The sequence below is a fragment of the Cuniculiplasma divulgatum genome (genome assembly GCF_900083515.1).
Classification (GTDB): domain Archaea; phylum Thermoplasmatota; class Thermoplasmata; order Thermoplasmatales; family Thermoplasmataceae; genus Cuniculiplasma; species Cuniculiplasma divulgatum.
In genome coordinates, this window is record NZ_LT671858.1 from 629712 (window position 1) to 649467 (window position 19756).

The 19756-nt window shown below is 37.6% G+C and carries 17 protein-coding genes and 1 pseudogene; 7 read left to right on the forward strand and 11 right to left on the reverse strand.

Annotated features, from left to right (window positions below):
- The first annotated feature begins 27 nt into the window (after window positions 1-27).
- Window positions 28-1290, forward strand: a complete 1263-nt coding sequence (locus CSP5_RS03125) for an aminotransferase class V-fold PLP-dependent enzyme (RefSeq protein WP_021789809.1) — start codon at window positions 28-30, stop codon at window positions 1288-1290.
- A complete protein-coding gene (locus tag CSP5_RS03130) occupies window positions 1287-1676 on the forward strand; it encodes an iron-sulfur cluster assembly scaffold protein (RefSeq protein ID WP_077076042.1) in 390 nt (129 codons plus the stop codon). The genes CSP5_RS03125 and CSP5_RS03130 overlap by 4 nt, the downstream gene beginning before the upstream one ends.
- Here CSP5_RS03130 and CSP5_RS03135 read toward each other — a convergent pair.
- From CSP5_RS03135 to CSP5_RS03160, 6 genes are read right to left on the reverse strand one after another with little or no spacing between them, the layout of a single operon-like run.
- Window positions 1670-4375, reverse strand: coding sequence for an AAA family ATPase (locus tag CSP5_RS03135; RefSeq protein WP_077076043.1), 2706 nt, complete (start codon window positions 4373-4375; stop codon window positions 1670-1672). The two genes, CSP5_RS03130 and CSP5_RS03135, sit on opposite strands and share 7 nt — an antisense overlap.
- Window positions 4365-5480: a DNA repair exonuclease gene (locus CSP5_RS03140; RefSeq protein ID WP_077076044.1), complete on the reverse strand. Its 1116-nt coding sequence runs from the start codon at window positions 5478-5480 to the stop codon at window positions 4365-4367. Before CSP5_RS03140 ends, CSP5_RS03135 begins: the two co-directional genes overlap by 11 nt.
- Before the next feature lie 12 nt (window positions 5481-5492).
- Window positions 5493-7016, reverse strand: coding sequence for a helicase HerA domain-containing protein (locus tag CSP5_RS03145; protein WP_241810775.1), 1524 nt, complete (start codon window positions 7014-7016; stop codon window positions 5493-5495).
- Complete coding sequence (locus tag CSP5_RS03150) at window positions 6997-7998, reverse strand: DNA double-strand break repair nuclease NurA (RefSeq protein WP_021789804.1); 1002 nt, start codon at window positions 7996-7998, stop codon at window positions 6997-6999. The genes CSP5_RS03145 and CSP5_RS03150 overlap by 20 nt, the downstream gene beginning before the upstream one ends.
- 56 nt (window positions 7999-8054) lie before the next feature.
- Complete coding sequence (locus tag CSP5_RS03155; RefSeq protein WP_021789803.1) at window positions 8055-9212, reverse strand: M20 metallopeptidase family protein; 1158 nt, start codon at window positions 9210-9212, stop codon at window positions 8055-8057.
- Window positions 9213-9267: 55 nt separating this feature from the next.
- Window positions 9268-10356, reverse strand: a complete 1089-nt coding sequence (locus CSP5_RS03160; RefSeq protein WP_021789802.1) for a site-2 protease family protein — start codon at window positions 10354-10356, stop codon at window positions 9268-9270.
- A 359-nt stretch (window positions 10357-10715) separates the two neighbouring features.
- On the opposite strand from CSP5_RS03160, the pseudogene CSP5_RS03165 reads away from it, so the two are divergent.
- A pseudogene (locus CSP5_RS03165) lies at window positions 10716-11648 on the forward strand (IS5 family transposase).
- Window positions 11649-11930: 282 nt separating this feature from the next.
- Here the strand turns inward: CSP5_RS03165 and CSP5_RS03170 are convergent.
- From CSP5_RS03170 to CSP5_RS03185, 4 genes are all read right to left on the reverse strand, one after another.
- A complete protein-coding gene (locus CSP5_RS03170) occupies window positions 11931-12317 on the reverse strand; it encodes a hypothetical protein (RefSeq protein ID WP_021789799.1) in 387 nt (128 codons plus the stop codon).
- 233 nt (window positions 12318-12550) lie between these two features.
- The gene (locus CSP5_RS03175) at window positions 12551-12802 is read right to left on the reverse strand and encodes a hypothetical protein (protein WP_077076046.1); all 252 of its coding nucleotides are present in this window, start codon (window positions 12800-12802) and stop codon (window positions 12551-12553) included.
- A gap of 633 nt (window positions 12803-13435) precedes the next feature.
- Window positions 13436-15055, reverse strand: a complete 1620-nt coding sequence (locus tag CSP5_RS03180; RefSeq protein WP_148689606.1) for a hypothetical protein — start codon at window positions 15053-15055, stop codon at window positions 13436-13438.
- 68 nt (window positions 15056-15123) lie between these two features.
- Window positions 15124-15399, reverse strand: coding sequence for a hypothetical protein (locus CSP5_RS03185; RefSeq protein WP_148689607.1), 276 nt, complete (start codon window positions 15397-15399; stop codon window positions 15124-15126).
- 172 nt (window positions 15400-15571) lie between these two features.
- On the opposite strand from CSP5_RS03185, the gene CSP5_RS09690 reads away from it, so the two are divergent.
- Window positions 15572-15742: a hypothetical protein gene (locus CSP5_RS09690; RefSeq protein ID WP_172399384.1), complete on the forward strand. Its 171-nt coding sequence runs from the start codon at window positions 15572-15574 to the stop codon at window positions 15740-15742.
- A gap of 37 nt (window positions 15743-15779) precedes the next feature.
- Here CSP5_RS09690 and CSP5_RS03190 read toward each other — a convergent pair whose 3' ends face one another.
- Window positions 15780-15977 carry a hypothetical protein gene (locus tag CSP5_RS03190; protein ID WP_148689608.1) on the reverse strand — a complete coding sequence of 66 codons (198 nt, stop codon included), beginning with the start codon at window positions 15975-15977 and terminating at the stop codon, window positions 15780-15782.
- A 178-nt stretch (window positions 15978-16155) separates the two neighbouring features.
- Between CSP5_RS03190 and CSP5_RS03195 the strand changes: the two genes are divergently transcribed.
- The 3 genes from CSP5_RS03195 (at window position 16156) to CSP5_RS03205 (ending at window position 19277) form a co-directional block, all read left to right on the forward strand.
- Window positions 16156-17058 carry a (Fe-S)-binding protein gene (locus CSP5_RS03195; protein WP_148689609.1) on the forward strand — a complete coding sequence of 301 codons (903 nt, stop codon included), beginning with the start codon at window positions 16156-16158 and terminating at the stop codon, window positions 17056-17058.
- Entirely contained in the window at window positions 17055-18200 is a 1146-nt protein-coding gene (locus tag CSP5_RS03200) for an LUD domain-containing protein (RefSeq protein ID WP_148689610.1), read from the forward strand. Before CSP5_RS03195 ends, CSP5_RS03200 begins: the two co-directional genes overlap by 4 nt.
- A gap of 399 nt (window positions 18201-18599) precedes the next feature.
- Entirely contained in the window at window positions 18600-19277 is a 678-nt protein-coding gene (locus CSP5_RS03205; protein ID WP_148689611.1) for a hypothetical protein, read from the forward strand.
- The last annotated feature ends 479 nt before the right edge of the window (window positions 19278-19756 follow it).

The window sequence follows — 19756 nt, forward strand, 5'->3', positions numbered from 1 at the left end:
CATACATTATATATCAAGGCGACTAATTTGATCAATGTAGAAGAAATAAGAAAAGATTTTCCAATTTTCAAAAGATTTGAAAGGGAGAACATAGTCTATCTGGACAATGCTGCCACAACCCAGAAGCCAAAATCTGTTATTGATTCCATAGTTGATTTTTATGAGAATCATAATTCTAACGTTCACAGGGGTGTTTACAGGGTAGGAGAAGAGGCGACAGATCTGTACAACAGGTCAAGAGAGAATGTTGCTAATTTCATAGGGGCATCAGAGAATCAAATAATATTTGTGAGGAATGCAACGGAGGCACTCAATCTTGCAGCATCGGGTCTTACATCCATGCTAAAGGAAGGGGATGAGGTACTAATTTCAAGAATGGAACACCATTCAAACATTGTACCATGGCAGATACAGACGGTAGCCAGGAACCTTAATCTGAAATTTATAGATAATGGGGAGAAAGACAGGATTGACTGGAAAATGGTTGAAGAACATCTGAGCCCAAGAACAAAGGTTGTGTCACTGACCCAGTGTTCAAACATTCTTGGTACAATCAACGATCTAAACGATATGGGAAAACACCTTCACAATCTGGGAATAAAGTTTGTTATAGATGGTGCCCAAAGCGTTCCACATATGCCAGTGGACGTGAATAAACTGCAGTGTGATTTATTGGCCTTTTCCGGGCATAAGATGCTGGGACCATCTGGCATAGGATGTTTGTATGGAACTGAAGAAATACTTAACGAAATGCCACCTTACATGGGTGGCGGAGAGATGATAAAGGAGGTATATGAGGATCATTTTATTCCAGCAGATGTGCCAGAAAAGTTCGAGGCAGGCACACCAAATATAGAAGGGGCAATAGGTCTGTCCGCAGCAGTTGATTATTTAAAAAAACTGGGAATGGAAAATATTCGAGAACATGAAAGGGATATTATTTCATACGTTCTAAAAAGAGAAGACGAATTGAACATGGATGATCTAATAAGCTATGGCCCCAGAGATCCTGATATTAAGGCTGGAATTTTCACATTCAACATCAGAAAGAAGATAGAAAGTGATAAACCATTTGGAAATGAGGTGCATCCCCATGACATTTCACATATGGCCGACAGGATCGAAGGAGTAGAACTCAGATCAGGTCATCACTGTGCCATGCCTATGACCGTTGCTCTTGGTGTTTATGCCACTGCAAGGGCTTCATTCTACATATACAATGACAAAGAGGATGTGGATCACCTGTTTGATTCCATAGAAAAAATAGAAAAGAGGATGATTGTAAGATGAGTGATGATATAGTATACAGCGCAATAATAGATGAGCATTATCAGGAACCAAGGAACTTTGGTAAGATAGAAAATCCAGATGAACAGATAATGGAAACAAATCCAACATGTGGTGATACCATAGCCATGTATGTAAAGATTGGGGAAGGAAAGATAAAGGATATTAAATATGTTGCAAAGGGTTGCCTTATTAGTGTAGCTTCTGCATCAATTCTATCAGAAAATGTTGAGGGAAAAAGCATTGAAACTGTTATGGACATGAAAAAAACCGACGTCCTTGGAAATCTTGGGCTAACACTTGGACCTGCAAGAGAGAAGTGTGCCCTTCTGTCCTATGATGCTCTGATTAAAATGATAAAAGATTATAAGAGTAAAAATTCTCAGTAAGAACTGTTCTCAACAACAGATCTTCCATCAACTTTACTCACATGCAGTGAAATATCTGCAGCGGTTTCAAGTTCTGTGTGATGAGTTATTATGACAATCTGAGGAAATATTCCCTCATCGCTCAGATCCTTCATGGCGTATTGAAGTATTTCGCGCAGGTCATTACGCCTCTCTTCATCGAGGTAAATTGTTGGTTCATCCATCATGATGGTGCTTATATTCCTTCCAAGATATTTGGCTATGGCCAGTCTCATTGCAATGGAAACAGCAGTCTTTTCACCACCACTTAGCTGAGTGATATTTTTTACCTCACCATACTGCATTATATCAACATCCAGATCATCTGATATCCTGATATCTTCCATGTTGAGGTTGAATCTTGAGATTAGGTTCCTTGTTATGGAGTTAATTGACTCCAGTGCCATCTGTCTTATGAGCTGTGGTATTCCGTCTCTGTTGAATGCTTTCCTTACAAGAACTAGAAAATCATGAAGTTTCTTTGTCCTTTCTATCTCTTCAAGATCTCCCTTAAACTTTTCAATATTCTTTTCAAGATCCTGAATGGATGTATTCAGTGATGATTTTTGACCGGTAAGATTTACTCTCCTTTCCACAAGATCGCTATACCTCGAATTTATGTCTGATAACTCTCTGTCTATATCACCGAACTGATTTATCTCTTCTTTTAATTTTCCAATTTCTGTATTAGCATTTTCAATTAAAACTCTCAAAGAGTCCTGCCTTGTCTTTGCATCTTTCAAGGAATCTTCCTGACGCAAATACGACTCTATCTCCACTTTCAGTTCCATAATTGCTTTCTTCAATTTATCAAAATCCTGTGATCTTTTTCCCTGTTGCCAGAGAGAGTATGATTTTTGGTTGGATTTAATATCCGTTTCGATTTCATCAATCTTTTTTCTCCTTGCATTAATCTTTTCAGGTATATCCTGTTTATTTAGAGATTCAACAGTACCTTTCAAGCCTGACATTTTGCTTTCCAACTCCCTGAATTCTTTCTTTATTTTTTCGCTATCCTTCAAGAATGATAAAATTTGTTCGTACTTTATATGCGCATCTCTTGTTCCATTAAGATCATTCTGCATAGAGTTTATTTCTTTTTCAGTTCGACTAATGTCATCATTTATCTTGAAATAATTTCTCACGTAATTTGATGAAAATGCTTCAATACTAGCATTAAGGTTTTCTATCTTTTTTCTGAGTGCACTCTGCTTACTTTTATTTGAGTTTATCTCCTCCTCTGATTTCTCAATTTGGGTTCTGTATTCTTCCATAACTCTTGACCTGTGCTCCTGGGTGAGTTCCTGACCACACAGTGGGCACTGTCGTTCATTCTCCAGTTCATCTATTTTCGCTTTTAATTTAGTGATTTCATCTGTCAATCTTTTAATTACTGTACTGCAGGTAGCAATTTCCGATGCCTTCTCACTTTCTTCAGTTCTGAGTTTTTTTATTTCCTCTTCAACATCATCAAATGACATTTTTTGAGACACAATCCTCTCAGGTAGGCTTTTTTCAATTTCTTTTAACATTTTTTTACTTTTCTCAACTTCAGACAATTTTTTCCCAACTTCCTTCTCAAGGTTTATGTATTTGTAATTTCCCTCTGAAGTCTGTTCTCTCTCCTTTTCCTTTTCTTCTATTTCCTTTATTTTAGAATTCAGTTCGCTATACCTTTTATTTAGCGAATTTATTTCTTTCGCGGATTCCCTTAAACTTTCAAGCTCTTTTTCCAGCTGATTTATCTGATTTTTTTCATCCTCAATTTGCCTTAGGCTCTGTTCTATAAGTGTTATTTTATCCCCATTAAGATAGAGATCGCTATTTTCCATTTCAATCTGCTTTCTTTTTAGAGAATCAAGATTTTTCAGGCCTTCTCTTAAATCAACAATCTTCCTCTCCAGTTCATCCATCTCTTTCTTTGCTTTTTCTGTAGATTCTATTTGGGACTGCAATTTACCGGTTTTTTCAATAAATTTCCGGTGTTTTTCGTTTATGTTATCTTTCAGCCTTTCCGTCTGATCCATATCCAGATGATTCTTATTTTCCTCCAGAATCACATTTTTAAGTTCTTCCTCCTTTCTGGCCTTCTCATCATTTGTCTTTTTAAGATCATCTGTGAGATATTCATACTGGCCGATCCTTTCTGACATGCCTTTAACAATCCTGTCCACCTCGCTGAACGCCTTATCGTAATTTTTTAATCCTATGATCTCATTGAACACATCCTTTCTTTCGGCTGGTGATTCTTTAACAAGTGAATCTATTTGCCCCTGATCAACATAAATTGAATTTATGAAGGCACTTTTTGAAATGCCCATAATGTTCTGAATTTCATTAGAGACCGCACTTGCACCTTCTGCTAACTTCTGCCCATCCATAAGAAGTGCAGCGCTTCTTGTAGTCTCTCTGTCCTTTTTATTTTCTATCTGTCTGTATACTTCATATTCATGAGTACCTATTCTGAACCTGACCTGTATATTTGCCATTGTTGAATTGTATGAAACAACTCTCTTTCTCTCACTCTCTCCCTGACCGAAGAATGCGACCTTTATGGCCTCAAAGATGGATGATTTCCCCGATCCATTCTGTCCCAGTATGATGTTAATTCCAGTACCAAGATTTACATCACTATGACTGTGTGATAGGAAATTTTCCATCTTCACATTTTCAATGATCATTCAAAATCTCCTCACAGATCTTCAATATATCCTCATCACTGTGTTTTCCTTCCTTTATCAAATTGTATATTGATAGTGCCATGTTACCCTTTTTCTCATCACCAAAATATTTGGTGAATATTGATTCTATACTTTCTTCAAAAGATGGTGACATTTCAACAGCCTCTGCATTCTCTTCTATTATGGGCTGTCTGATTATGAATTTCTCCCTGTATTCACCAAGTTTTTCCCTCATGTATTTCACATTAGGCTTACCATGTATATGCATGGTGATTACTGGTTTCTTTTCAAATTCCTGATTATTAAGTTCGTCCAGTTTCTCAAGACATTCATCCAGGGTTCCTGTAAGATCTCGCTGGACCCTGACACTCTTCAGGATCACCCTTTCCATCTCTGTTTCATCTCCATCTGTATCAATAATATTAACACCCTTTCCCTGTCTTGTTAATCCTGAAATCTCATTTGTGCTTTTCACCTCAGTTGAACCTGCATAACAGAAAAGTGACCTTCCAAATTTTTTCTTTATGAACTGGTGTATATGGCCAAAAGCCAGATATGTGTAATTTACAGGAAGGTCTTCTTCCCTTGCCTCTGAGCTTTCCGGAGGGAATAATGGGGATATTGCCTGATGGGACATAAATACGGAAATTTTGTGCTCCGATGCCTCCCTGCTTGCCCTGTCATATTCATTCTTCAACTGTTCTCTTTTGAATAACTTCATATTGCTGACGCCACCGATGAATACTTCCTCATTTCCTTTCCTGAATATTGTACTTTCAAATCCCTCAAGTCCCAGTATTTTCAGTCCAAAAAGATCGAAAAGGAGGTGAGATGGATTATCCCTTACCTTTGGTCTGTCATGATCACCTGCAATGGAGAATACCGGAATATTGTTCTTTTGTAACAAGATCATAGATTCTTCAGCAACCCTTAGTGCCCTGTTAGATGGTCTTGCTGAATCAAACAGATCACCGGAATGAACGACGAAATCAACGTCCCTGTCTATTCCTATCTGTATGCCCTCCCTGAAGGCGTCATAGAAATCCAGTTCCCTTTCTGGAATTCCATACTGCACTGAGCCCAAATGTGTATCTGAAATATGCAGGAACCTGACCGTTCACACCAGCCCCTTTATGAAATCTCTATTCTTTTCAGGTGAGGTGGCCTTTTCTCTCAGCATTTTTGATTCCTTCATCAATGGCAGTATATCTATATCACCACCACCCTCTCGTGTTTCCCTTCTCCTGACCTTTATTATTACAGGAAATCTGACGAATTCCCCAACAAGTACAGCCTCTCCCGTATTCAGTGAAGGAAGGTCATTTATGATTGATTCACTAACACTCTCGCAGGATTCCTCAATTGCCTTCTGATCCATAGGATTGGTAACACGCAGAATTATTTGCGAGTTGCACTGGCTCAACACATCCTGATCTATCTTTCCGGGCCTCTGGGTGATCACAACAAGAAATGTTCCAAATTTTCTTCCTTCTGCTGCTATTTTCTTAATCAGTAGGGGTAATTTTCCAACTGTCTCTCTCCCAACAAAATTATGTGCCTCTTCTATGAAGAAAAAGACGGGATACCTGAAATTTCCTGATGTTTTCTGGTCGTATATCTCATCCAGAACCTTCAGGCAGAAATATGATATTATATCCTGATCAAGACCTGAAAGATCCAGAATGGAAAGCTGGCCAGGTCTCAGGTAAGATTCGACTGGTGTTGTAACATCGGTAAATATATCCTTTACAGCCTTGAGCAGGGCTATTCTCCCAGCAATCTTTGATTTATCCTGGAGAGGCATGGATTCATAGGCTCGCATGAAATCCTCAAAATTTCCCTTTCCCTTAATATTGGAATATAGACGCCTGACAATCTCCCTCATGTTTGTCCACTGCTCATCGATCCTCATTATGTTGAACAGATCATCCTCCTCAAGATCCTGAAATCTCAGTGAGAATCGTTCAGTTAGGGAATTGAGTTCAGTTCCATACCGGCCTGTGCTCATTGGTGTTTTGAACACCTTCGTTATATTAGCCATGGATTTGCTCGCCTTCATCAGCGAATAGTCCGCATGTGGATCTAATACGACTATGGTCGCTCCAGCTTTTGCAAGTTCCTCTATAAGAACGGCAGCCGTATTACTTTTTCCTGCACCCGTTTGTGCCATAATTGCAACATGCCTTCTCATTCCATTGATGGATATCCCTGTTCTCACATTATCATAATCTGTAAGTGATCCAAGTTCAAGATTTCCATCCTCACTGTAACCGAAGAGTGTCTTCATCTCATTCTCTGTCGATCGCCTTACTGGTGTTCCGGGTCTTATGAGTTCTCTGTTGCTTTTCAGAACTCTTCCATCATCAGTTATTGATCCAACTGTTCTTGCCCTTGCAACATCAACTATCTCTCTTATTTTGGTGCTGTTCAATTTCTTAACGGTCTCAAAATCTATACTCTGTCCAATGAGATCACTGAACGAAAGAAGCTTTTCAACTCTCCCTATAATGCTTCTCCCCTGCTGCACCACTGTTATATACTCCCACCTTTTGAGCACTGCTTCTGGACTGATCACGAACTGAAAATACTCGCTTTCACTCTGTCCTGTCACGTATCCTATATCAAAATCTGATTCTTGCACGTCTTTCACCCCTTGTTTCAACATATTCTGATCCAGCCATTTTTATGAAAAGTTTCATAATAATATCCTCAGTTTCCTCCCTGTGGAATTTTACCCTCTTGTCTGCAAGTGATATCCACAGGTTGTGATTTTTCAAACCTGTATAACCCCACATAATCCATGATACTATATCCCTGTGATCCAGATCAGACCCATCTGGTATGATGAAATCAACCTTCATAGGTGTATCGTCCATGGATGGAAGAACATGCATGGTATAGAATGATATCTTTTGATCCTTTGTGATTTCTCTTTCCACTAATATGGGCTCAGTATATCCTGGATTCTGCACTATAGATTTTATTAAGAGATGATCAGTTATTGACTGTTTTCTCACACTTTCAGGTACATTGCTGTCTGTTTCCATTATAGTTCTTTTGAGAATCATAGTTTCAGAACTCTTACCTATAAAGATCAGAATGACTTTTTTTTCTTTAACGGTTCGAAGGAAATCTACAAGCTTTTCTGTGTACAGAGAATAAATATCAGGTAGATCAGTATCAAATTTCTTTGTCCTCCAGTAAAGCCTGCCGGAAAGTGATCCATCCATAATGCATATTTTTGCGTCTTTCTCCAGCATTGACCTTGTTGCTACTATATGCTCGAGATTCTCCATTATTCTCTTTATGAGCTCACTTTTCTGTTCTCTGTCCACGTGAATAAGATGAAAACTATCTTCCTCAAGCTCTTCTCCTTCTATTTGGGAAACAGCCCTTGCAACTACAAGCTTCTGTCCATTATACAGTTCTCTTGAAAATTCTGAACCATCTGTTGCACTGATTCTGAGTTCAGGTTTTTTCTGCTCTGGGAGTTCATGAAATAATTTTCGAACCCTATCCTTAAAATAAATATACGCCGGATCTTCCTCGTGTAAAATAAGGCTTCTCCTTATTATCTCTCTGCTATTCTGGAGAAAGTCACTGTATTTTTCAATAAAATCCATGGTCAAACATGAATTACTGTATTATATCGTTTTTCAGTATTTCTCAGGCAATAATATCAGGATAGAAGTTTCAGGGCCACTTCCTCCATTAGCCTTGTCCCCTTTGAAAGAGCTGATTCATCAATGGTGAACTGTGGTGAATGGTTTGCTCCTGGATTTTTCTCATTCTTATCTGTTACTCCAAGGAAATAGAATGCTCCAGGAACCTGCTGCACATAGTATGCAAAGTCCTCCCCTCCCATCTGGGGCTTTGGATGTATTATGTTTTTCTCTCCCACAACCTTCCTTGCCACACTCTCTATAACTGACACAACCTCAGAATTATTTATTACAGCAGGATATCCGCGCAGAAATTCAAACTCAAACTCCGCCCCGTATGTCTTGCATAAATTGCTAACCATTTCCCTAAGGAAATTCTCACTCTTCACCCTGTCCTCCTCAGTGAATGTCCGGACTGTTCCTCTCAGTTCTGTATGGGGTGCAATAACGTTATACCTGAATCCCGAATCCATTCTACCAAATGTAATTACAGATGCTTCCGTTGGGTCAAGTACTCTTGACACTATTGTTTGCGCCTGTACTACAAGCATGGCACCAATCATCAGTGTATCAACTCCTGTATGGGGGTATGCTCCATGCCCTCCCTTGCTGTGTATCCTTATTCTGAATTCATCCGCGTTGGCCATGCACTCCTTTGGAAAAATTGCTACAGTTCCACTTGGAGCACCGGACATGACATGCTGGCCAACAACGTAATCAACATTTTTTAGAGCCCCGGCCTTTATCAGTTCTACAGCCCCACCTGGAGGCATCTCCTCTGCTCTCTGAAAGAGAAGCCTCACAGTACCGTTAAACTGATCTCTCTTCTGCATCAATGATCTCGCTACACCCAGCAGCATTGCCATATGAGAATCATGGCCGCAGGCATGCATTACACCATCATTTCTTGACTTGAAGGATATATCATTTTCTTCCCTGATGGGAAGTGCATCCATATCGGCCCTAAGAGCAACGGTTTTTCCCTCAGAACCTCCCTTAATATCTGCATACAGGCCACCCTTAGGAACTACATGGGGTCTCAGCCCCATGTTTTCAAGTTCCTCTATTATCCTTTCCTCTGTCTGTTCTTCCTGAAAACTCAACTCTGGAAATTCATGAAACTGTCTTCTCATCGTAATTACATACTTATCAATATTTGACAAATCATCTGCCATAATGCCAAATATCTAATTCTGATAATAAAGATTGTTGTATGTTATTTACTCCTGCTTAAAGATAGATTGGTACAGGAGTGAATGAAAGTATGAAAAGTATGAGAACCAGTATTCCGACACCTATTTCCAGTGCACCTATTGGTGATGTATCATCAAGGGCTGGTGGATGATTTAACCCAAGGAAAAGCACAAGAATTGCTATAAGTAACCAACCGGTGTAGCTTAATCCAAGATAGAAGAGGACAAGAATGAAAAAGTAACTCAGATATATTGCTTTTCTTCCAAGCATCCCTCTAACGATGTGGCCACCGTCTAACTGCCCAACAGGAAACAGGTTCAGGGCAGTTGCGAATATTCCAACCCAGACTGATATGGTCATTGGAAAAAATGGAGTTGTAACTGGCATTAATAATCCAAGAATATGATAAATAAATGGATAATGAAGGAAATAGGGGATAAAATGATGATAGAGTGGCATTGTCTTCTGAAGATAGTTTGCAACAAACAAAAGGGGAAAGGCGGTTGCAAAACCTGCAATGGGTCCAGCTGCTCCTATATTTGTCATTACCTTTCTGTTTGGAAAAGGGTCTCTTAAGGAAATGAAAGCACCAAATGTACCTATAGAATATGCCAGTGGGATAAAAGGAATGAAAAAAGGAAGGGAAGCCCTAACCTTATAATGTCTTGCAACAATGAAGTGACCAAATTCATGCACTCCCAGTATGGTCAGAAGTGGAAGTGTAAAAAATACAAAACCGTACAGTACAGTTCTCCAGAAAACATCTGCACCAGGTTTTATGAAATCTCCTGTAAAATAATATCCAGCATATAGTGTGGATAGTATGGTAAGAATAAGCATTATGAGGTTTACCTTACTGGATACAAATTTCTTCTCCTGTCCCATTGAAACCTGAACATAATGTTCGTAGCTGTTAACCATCTGCGGAATATAACCCATGGATATTAGCTTCTGACTCAATTCAGAGAACTTCTTCGTTATTAATGGGTTATCTGAATCCAGAAACATGAACTTAATAGAGAGTGGATTTACCTCTATTTCATAGGTATAAATGTAATTCTTTACAAGGTCTACCACTTCTCGAACCTTGGGGTTTTCGAGTTCAATGTTTCGATCACTATCCATGTATAACCTCTTGATCTTTTCCCCGTTCTAACGGGAACCATTCATTTTCCTGGTTCCTCTGACCCCCGGGGAATTTTTCGCCAGCCTCTGATCGGCATTTCATAGCAGGAATTAGATCCTATACTAGTGCAGAGGCCCATATGGCGAGGCGATTTATTGCCCTGTGTCGTCATATAAACTCATGAGATCATTTATACTAATCTCAGGGCGTTTCAGATATGGAAACATTTTAATTAAGGTTTGTTGATAAGAATTTTAAACAAAAATGGAGACTGTAATGTATTAAAACCTGCAGGAAAATAGAAGTGTGTTGCATAATTCCTCCTGCATAGTGAAATACAGAGGAACGATTTGCTGTTATGACAAATCAACAAATCACTGCTGCCGGTAATAGAAGCACAAGAAGGCACTGGATCGGTTCAGACAGAAGGTTTGACAGGTATTACATATCTCGTGTGAATAAAATTGAAGATCTCATTGATCCATCAATTCTCATGGATTGGAAGACATTCCTTATAAGAGAACAATGAGGGTAAGAGAGGACATCCTTCCAGAACACCCAGTGCATTCATAACATTTCTTGTCAAATTAAGGGCAATGTACAGCATTCCCTTCAGATCACATGTGGGAATTGCCAGAATATTTGCAAGGACCACCGGAATCTGTTTAGTGTGTTATACAAGCATATTCAGAAGAATCAGGAAGATCGTGCCAATTCTTCCTCTCAAAGATACCTGTGGAGAGCCGTGGGCTGAATAGATTCCACAGGATTCAAGATAACCATAAGGGGTGATTTCCTGGAAAGAAAATGGAACAGAACAAGAAGAGGATGGTCAAAGCTTCATGCTGTAATATCAATACATGATTTATCTGTACTGTCATTTGCAATAACAGATGAGCATGTGCATGATGCAAAGAGTGGAAAGGAGTTGCTGAAGCCTGTAATGGAAAGGATCAAAAGGATATTCGCAGACAGGGGTTATGATTCAAAGGCAATATTCAATGAATTCGGTTCCAACACTGTAATACCTGATAGAAAGAACGCATTAACCAGGAGCAGGGGATCACCTTCAAGATCAAAAATAGTCAGTCAGATTAAAAGGACATCAGAGAAGGAATAGAAAAAATTTATTGATTACGGAAAGAGATGGAATGTGGAGATATATTTCTCAGGATTGAAGAGAACCATGGAAGAAATAATCAAGGCCAATAGGCCAGACTACATTGCACAGGAGATTGCCTTAAAGGTGCAGTATTATAACATCCTCAGGGAGATAACACAAGCATATTAAATTGTGCAACAAATAGTATAACGAAGACACTAAATCTGGTCAATTTTACTCTGAGAAATTAATTGGTGCTAATATATTAACTGAAAGTAAAGTAAGTCCAAACAGCTATTTTATTAAGAATCTAGTTAGAGTAAATCCAGATAAGTTGCTCGGTATAGTATTAAAGAAAGTTTTTGAATATGAACAGAAGAAAAATATGAAGTCTTTTACTGATACATATTAATATAATATTTTATTTATATTCTCACTCTATTAGATTAATAATTTTGAAAGATAGTGGTTTTAGTCATAAACCCAGGAAGGAGGAATCAAATAATAGTGACCTGTAATTTTCTTAATTTCCTTTTCTGATCTTACTATATTTGTTAATGCATAAATTATACCAATTAAAGAGATTAAGATTTCAATAAATTCTGCATACCCTATAGCACCTGTCGATCTCAATTCTAAATCGGTAAGAACAAAATATACAATGAGCATAACCATTATTGAGAGAGATTTGGTTATGGCAATATTAGTAAATCCGAACAACGACCTTCTCATAGAAAATTTCTTAATAGAACTCTTCTTATATGATTGTTTTTCCTGTCTACTATAATAAACAATTACTCCGAAAAGTAATAAAACTAGTATAAGGGTAAATACAGCATTAAGATCAACATTACTCATATTAATTCACCATTGCTTTTCATATATTTTAATTTATCACGTTTTTACACATATCTCCTTCCTCTTGGAGTCTATTATTGGAATTGATCCGTAGATCATACCTTTTGTCCATTTTCATGAACATATCACCCGAATATTAAATATACAGGACTGGATAAACTTGCACTATAAGTTTCTCCTTCCTTACCCAAGTTTCCTGTAAGTGTTGTATTAAACAGAGTAAATCCCACGTTTTATGTGAAGTGATCAACCTGTTCAACCTGCGATCCTTTTTCATTTATGGAAGTGCATACGATTTGGTTAAATGCGTTTAAAATTAAATAACATCCATAGTTGAAATATCCATATGGCTCATTTGGGGCCTTGGATGTAGCCCTGTCACAGCATTCAAAGTGACCATTACAATTCAAATTATTGGTAATTATTGTTTTATCAGGATTGCACACGTATTCTTCAACTGCTACACCAACTGATATGGCAAACAAGATCACAGGAAGATAATTTGTAGATTCAGTTGCACAGGATATTGCTAGGGGTGTATAATAAAAATAGGTACCTGAGGACTTATCACATTATACCGCATTCTTATAATATACAGATTCTCCTGAATTACATATCTTTTTTGTATCATTTGATCTTAGAAACTTCTGATCACTAAACTATTACTTCTCTTTCAATTCTTTCCATCAATATAAAGCGAAAAAAGGAATAAATTAAAAGAAGGCCATCTTAACCTTCACATGATATCAACTCAACTAACTAATCATAAAATCCCTCTGGAGGTTTAATGGAATAGTGACCGCTATATCTTTTGAATTGTTTCTCTGTTTTTACGATCTGCCTAATAAGATTTAAAATCAGGATTATTAGAATGAATAGGATAAAATAGTCATATACTGCGAGATGAAGTAATTGTAATGCAATGTATACCCACGTTATGAGACTCCCTACAATGATACCTACAACTATATGTGTTATGCTATAGGAAAATACAATTTTTTTTCGGAGTTTGTTCTCTAAATCCGTTTCGGAATGAATTTTGCGGATCAGCCAGGAATTAAATAATAATTCTGAAGGTAGGATGAATATTAGAAGTTCGTCAAAATTGAACATGTTAATCACCCAAACAGCAGATACGCTGGACTGGTAAAAGAACCAGAATAGGTTTCTCTTTCTTCACATACATTTCCTGTCAATGTTGTATTAATCAGCACAAATTTTTCTCCATAGGTGAAATGATCCATAGTCGACGGATCATTATATCCTACTGACAAATTAAACCTTTCGCTAAACATATTTGAGGGTTGATAGCATCCATAATAGAAATAAGGATCTGGTATATTGGGTGCTTTATCAAATGCATTTTGGCAGCAGGTTAATTTCTGATCATTATTAACATTGTTTAATATTACAGGATGATCTGGATTGCCAAAATATTCGCCCAGAGCTATGGCAATGTTTACTGAGACTTCAGGGGCAACAGTAATCAATGTAACAAAAGATATTCCGTCGGTTAATACAGTTAATGAACCAAATATTAAAGCTGCTGCCAAACCTGCAACTAAATATTCCAGTGGAGTGTAATCACAAGTGGTTGATACACACGATGCTTGAAGATTTTGAAAATAGACTGACTGGCTAACACCTTTGCTGTTCCCGGAATATTCAAAGGAGTAGCATCTCTTATTCACACCCATCACATTTTTCGGAGATATCATGCTCTGGTAAAGATATACTCTGTCGGAATCACTCCTCAATATTATTCCTCCAGAAATTCCAGCGATTACCTTTCCTGTTGATGCATCAATAACCTTACCCTGTCCTGGAAACTCCTGTAAATCTGGTAATTCATATCCAGTATTGAAATTTACGTATTCGTTAAAAGAGTGGCCAAGATGATCCTGACATGTCCATTCTGATGTCCCAGGATATTGGTATGCAATTTCAAACCCACTGAAGCAACCTATATTGTTAACAGTTGTGCTGAAACACTTATTTTCGCATTGATATGCGTTTGAGGTTCCTAAAAGAATATCATTACAATTTTTGGTTACCTCAAAGTAGCCCTCTTTAACTGGCCCATTACTAGTATCAGAAGTTACAGTGTAAGATATTTTTACATGTCCATCTGATGAACCATTGGCAAAGCATGTGGATGATGGCTGGCTTATGTCCAGATTGGAGAGAGTTGGAGGATAGGTTGTAGTGGCTGTAGATCCTCCACCTCCCCCACTTCCACCACCACCTCCACCACTTTTGTGGATAGGTCTTCCCTGAGAGATTGTTGGTTCTATATTAGGATCAATGGTGTATGTTTCGTGAGCACTCAATTTTACGGGACCAAATGAAAGAATTAACGCATCATATCCATTCATCTTCTTTATCTCTCCCATGTGAAAGATATTTGAATCACATATCCAGTTTATGTTAAGTCCACCCATTTTAATGCTGGAATCATTCTGATCTAATATGAAATCATTTTGATTCAATGAATGAACAGAATTACCGTCGTTACCTGAAATTTTAAAGTTATTGGAATTTGGTAATACAACTGTGAAATCTACAATGTATACTGCACTTGCATTGATCATATTCTGGAATGCAACTGAAGAACTCATTCCATAACTGTCGAAGAAGAATGCATCTACAGCCTTCGTATGGTTCCCACTTCTTATTAGATCTGCAGATGTACATTTACCGTTTTGAATTTCTTTAGAATGATATGAATTGAAATTCACCACAGACACATTTCCCATGGCTGACGAATTGGAAACATAAGGTGATGCAATTTTATCTGACTGTGTGCCTATTTTAAAATTTCATACTGAACAGGATACTTAAAGGAACCAAAGGATATGATGGGCTGACTTCCCACAAAACAGACAGATTCACCACACTTTGAATAAAGGGCTTCAGGGACATTGCTGTTTACATTTGATACTGAATTAGAGTTCTGAGACGAATTGTTGAAAGTGATTACCGTAAAACCTATGGAAAAAATCATTATTAGAGAAAGGAAAACAACTGTTATTTTGCCTATACTTTTTCTTGCCTCTTTATTTATGTTAAGTTTCACTTCCACTAAAAAATATAAATCGCAATTATTTTTATATCTTGTGGATACTCAAATTGTGTTGCATAAACCATTTAATAATTTTTCCTGAAAATATAATGGATGCTGTTTGTGAAATTCAACAAACCAAATGATCATGGAAAAGATACGGTCACTGTACAATAGTTAAGTGTTAAAAGCCATGAGACGCATTCCAGTTCTTAATGATATTGAAGTTCACATGTATGATCTGAAGAATTATAACAGGAAGAAGAATGAAAGATCGTTTATCATTCCAGACAGGATCATTGAATTTATTGCAGAATCAGATCAGTGTTCAATGCATTATTCAGGTCACTGGAATCGTATCTGATAGTATTTGTATATGGCAGAGATTCCAGAAATATATTCTATATTTTGAGCAATAATAGCATAGATACAATTACTTCACTTATGAAGAATCTGAATTCGATGTCAAGAAATTTCACAACCTGAGGAAGAACGGATAGGAAGATCAGGGAACCTGGGTTAGATGAATGAAGATGTTTTGAGTAATATGTGAAAAGATGGACAGTTGAAACAGACATTTTAAATCCTAAAAGAATCATGAAAGAAATCATCAAAGCAAGAAAAAAGATTACATGATTCAGGAAGTTTGGCTGAAGAAGCTCTATTACAACACTATGAAGGATGATAGATTTTTATGCAACACAGTTGGAAAATAGAATAAATATGTGAGGCTATATGTTTAAGAATGAAAACGAATTTTATAATTATGGTGTTTTTATGGACGAAGATCAGGTAAAAAAACAGGAGGCAATAGTAAGAAATGTTTTGTACAAGAATCTAATGGAAGCATATATTCCCTTTCCGATGGACAGAAAAATTTCCACCCAATGGGCTGAACAGATGAACATTCCAAGAGGTGGGAAAGTCATAATCTACACGTCATTCATGTATCAAATGGCAACCATTTTTAAGTCATATGAAAAATATATCCCTACTTTCGGTTCACTTGGAACTTCAAGAATAGTTGCATCAATCGGTTCAAAACTGATCAGACCAAAGAAAGAGGATGTGGTAAGAGCAGATAGCATACTGAAGAATATTTACAGAATGATTTCAAAAAACGTTGAAAATGTAGGATATCTCTATGAGGATGAACCATACAGTGGTTCTCTCCTTCTGGAACTAGGGTTTATCGATGAGTTCAGGGAATATGGACTGAAGGTAGAATCTTTCTTAAAACAGAAGGGTGTGGAATCCATAATCACTGTTGATCCACATACAACCAACACACTGAATAACCTGAAAAGGTATATTGGCTTTGATATACCATTTACTTCATACCTTAAAATCATAAGAAGTGGAAATGGAAAGGGATCATTTGTCCTCCATGACTCATGTCTTTACTCTCGTTTTCTCGATATGTATGATAGTGTAAGAGTTCTACTAAAAGATTCTGGGGTAGAACTGAAGGAAGATCCCGTTGTGACAGGAAAGGGTAGTAGTTTATGCTGTGGAGCACCAATGGGTCCCCTAAGTGATCATCTCAGCAATGAGATGGCGAAATCAAGGGCAGAAGATCTAAAGAAGATCAGTGAAAACATACTGGTGGCATGTCCACTATGTTATGCCAATCTCTCGGAGTTTGCAAATGTGAAGGATATTGCAGAGGTGATAGCATGACCTGGGAACAGACAATAGGGCCAATAGCTAGGGGAAATAATGCGGAAGTTGAAAGGGTTTTGAAGCAATATCCGTATATAGAGGAAATCACGAAGCACCTAAGGGAACAGAAATTAAAGGTTTTGGATGATCTTGACAGTTACATAAAAATGACTGTAAAAAGTGTTGAAAGTGTTCATGGACATGTTCATATGGCCAGGGACAAGGAAGAGGCCAGGAAAATCCTTGGAGAACTTACCGGGCAGAACAAAACAATTGTGTTTTCTAAGACAAATGTTGCTTATGAAATAGGCCTTAGAGAATATCTGGAGAGCTTAAAAAATGAGGTCTGGGAAACAGATCTGGGCGAATTTCTCATTCAGATATCTAAAAGCTGGCCTGCACATATAGTAGAGCCTGCAATCGGGATGACACTTCAACAGGCTTCGGAAGCAGTTAATAAGTACGATGGTACAATAAACAAAAGCTCAAGCATTGAAGAAGTCGTTGCCGGAGTGAGAAAATTCCTCATGTCAAAATATCTTAAAGCAGATATAGGGATCACGGGCGCCAATGCGGTCGCAGCAGATAGTGGTTCTGTAGTTCTGGTTGAAAATGAGGGCAATATTAGAATGGATACAGTAATGCCACAAACCCATATTGCAATAACAGGAATCGACAAAATTGTCCCAACCATGAGAGATGCCATGGATGAGGCTATCGTTCAGGCTGCATATGCAGGTATATTCCCGCCTACATACGTTAATGTTACAACAGGACCAAGTTCAACAGCAGACATTGAATCACACCGTGTTTCACCTGCCACTGGACCGAAGAATTTTCACCTGATCTTAATTGACGATGGAAGAACAGTGGCAAGTAAGGATCCCGCCCTGAAGGAAGGTTTACTGTGTATAAAGTGTGGCAGGTGTTATTTCTCATGCCCAACATATAGGGTAATGGGAACAGACTGGATTTCAAGGGTATCTCCATATAATGGACCAACCGGGGTTATGTGGAATTATATAACAAACAAGGATCCATGGCCTGCCAGTTACTGCGTTCATTCTGGTGGATGCAAAGTAGTATGCCCAATGGAGATAAATATTCCTGAGGTAATAAGAGAAATAAGATACAGGGGATCAAAAAAACTTAAGAAATGATATTCTTAACAGCAAACTTTACAACATATCTCGCAAATAGAGTAAATAATGAAGAGGAAAAAGAATGACACATTAGAATTCAATTTCATTTGAATTGATAATCATAGACATTTTTCAGTCATTTTCAATTTTTACATTTTGCCTTTGATTTGTAGTTCTCATTAATACAACAAGGGCACACGAAATAATTATATTTATAAACATGATCTAATTCTGATGAGATTTAAGAATGCTTCAATGGAAATAGTCCCCATTATCATCGTAATACTATCCTTATTTACTGGCATTCAACCCACAGCCATTAATAGCAATCATAGTATAGCAAATGTTGCGAGCAATGATTTAAATTTAAAACTAGAACCAAAAATAGATCTGGCAAATGTTACCTAAGAAAGGAATATGATAAGGGACAAAAGATTTGTAGAGATCAAGAAAATTAATGAAAAAATTGATTCATACATTAGCATAAATTTAATATATTATACATCGGAAGCTAATGCCAAATCTAACCTTGCAATAAAAGAGACGGTATATCTAGATGGATTAGCCTTTTCATCGGCATTCATCTCAAATGTGAACAATAGTCTTGAAATTTTAAACCTTAAAACAAACGTTGAATCAACATCTATAACAAACGGAATAAAGATACATACAGAAAACGTAAATCCGGGACAAATTTTGTGCTGGACAGATGAAGTAGGCGCGAATGGAGGTTTTGTTTTGTCTTTTAACAACATGAACACTCAGAGGCTGGTGGAATATATCGGTCTTCCCACTTCAGGTGGCGTTACTGCAGTTTTGACTGGTTTAGTAGATAAAGCTGCACCCACAATCGCCATTGCATTAGGTGTCACAGCAGAATCACTTGAATTAGCTTTCTCAGTGGTATTAGTAGTAATGGCAGTTACTGCCGCAATTCTCGAACTCACTAATGCTCTGGGCGGTTATCATGGAATCTATTTTGGAGTAGGATTTAGTGTGGTTAACCTCTGGTTCACAACAATCTACGTGCCTTATCCCCTCCTTAATTCCAACCCGGCTTCTGGATTCGTACCTGTATCAACACAGAGCGTTTGAGAGGGATGAACATGGGAAAGGTAAATAATTTTATTAACCATTTCATAATACATATAAACTGGAACAAGAAGAATCTTGTTATTCTTGGAGTTCTGTTTACACCACCGACTCTATACGAATTTTATAGCATTTATCAAGCTTTGGCTGGTAACACTCAATCACCTGCAGAAGTGTTAGCATTTCTGATTTGTATCTTTTTTACTTTGTACGGTCAAATTGGTGGTATAAAATTTATGGACAGACCATCACGAAAGCAGAGTGAAAGTAATAAAAGACACATCGGATGACCATGATGCGCTATACCTTGTGGCAAGAGTATTTACCTCTTTTTCTTTTCAATTATTAGATATATCCTTCTTGTTATATTCCTCAAGAACCCCTTTTGGACCAACATGCATCAAGGACACGTCATGGAAGCCAATTTATGGGGAGAAATCAGATGTTGATTGAGATGCATATTTTACTAAATTGTTACCTAG

Bases quoted from the DNA above. Each gene is read 5' to 3' on its own strand.
- CSP5_RS03155 (WP_021789803.1), bottom strand. From the start codon at position 9,212: ATGGCAGATGATTTGTCAAATATTGATAAGTATGTAATTACGATGAGA.
- CSP5_RS03135 (WP_077076043.1), bottom strand. From the start codon at position 4,375: ATGATCATTGAAAATGTGAAGATGGAAAATTTCCTATCACACAGTCAT.
- CSP5_RS03160 (WP_021789802.1), bottom strand. From the start codon at position 10,356: ATGGATAGTGATCGAAACATTGAACTCGAAAACCCCAAGGTTCGAGAA.
- CSP5_RS03205 (WP_148689611.1), top strand. From the start codon at position 18,600: ATGATAAGGGACAAAAGATTTGTAGAGATCAAGAAAATTAATGAAAAA.
- CSP5_RS03150 (WP_021789804.1), bottom strand. From the start codon at position 7,998: ATGGATTTTATTGAAAAATACAGTGACTTTCTCCAGAATAGCAGAGAG.
- CSP5_RS03170 (WP_021789799.1), bottom strand. From the start codon at position 12,317: ATGAGTAATGTTGATCTTAATGCTGTATTTACCCTTATACTAGTTTTA.
- CSP5_RS03190 (WP_148689608.1), bottom strand. From the start codon at position 15,977: ATGATTCTTTTAGGATTTAAAATGTCTGTTTCAACTGTCCATCTTTTC.
- CSP5_RS09690 (WP_172399384.1), top strand. From the start codon at position 15,572: ATGAGACGCATTCCAGTTCTTAATGATATTGAAGTTCACATGTATGAT.
- CSP5_RS03130 (WP_077076042.1), top strand. From the start codon at position 1,287: ATGAGTGATGATATAGTATACAGCGCAATAATAGATGAGCATTATCAG.
- CSP5_RS03195 (WP_148689609.1), top strand. From the start codon at position 16,156: ATGGACGAAGATCAGGTAAAAAAACAGGAGGCAATAGTAAGAAATGTT.
- CSP5_RS03200 (WP_148689610.1), top strand. From the start codon at position 17,055: ATGACCTGGGAACAGACAATAGGGCCAATAGCTAGGGGAAATAATGCG.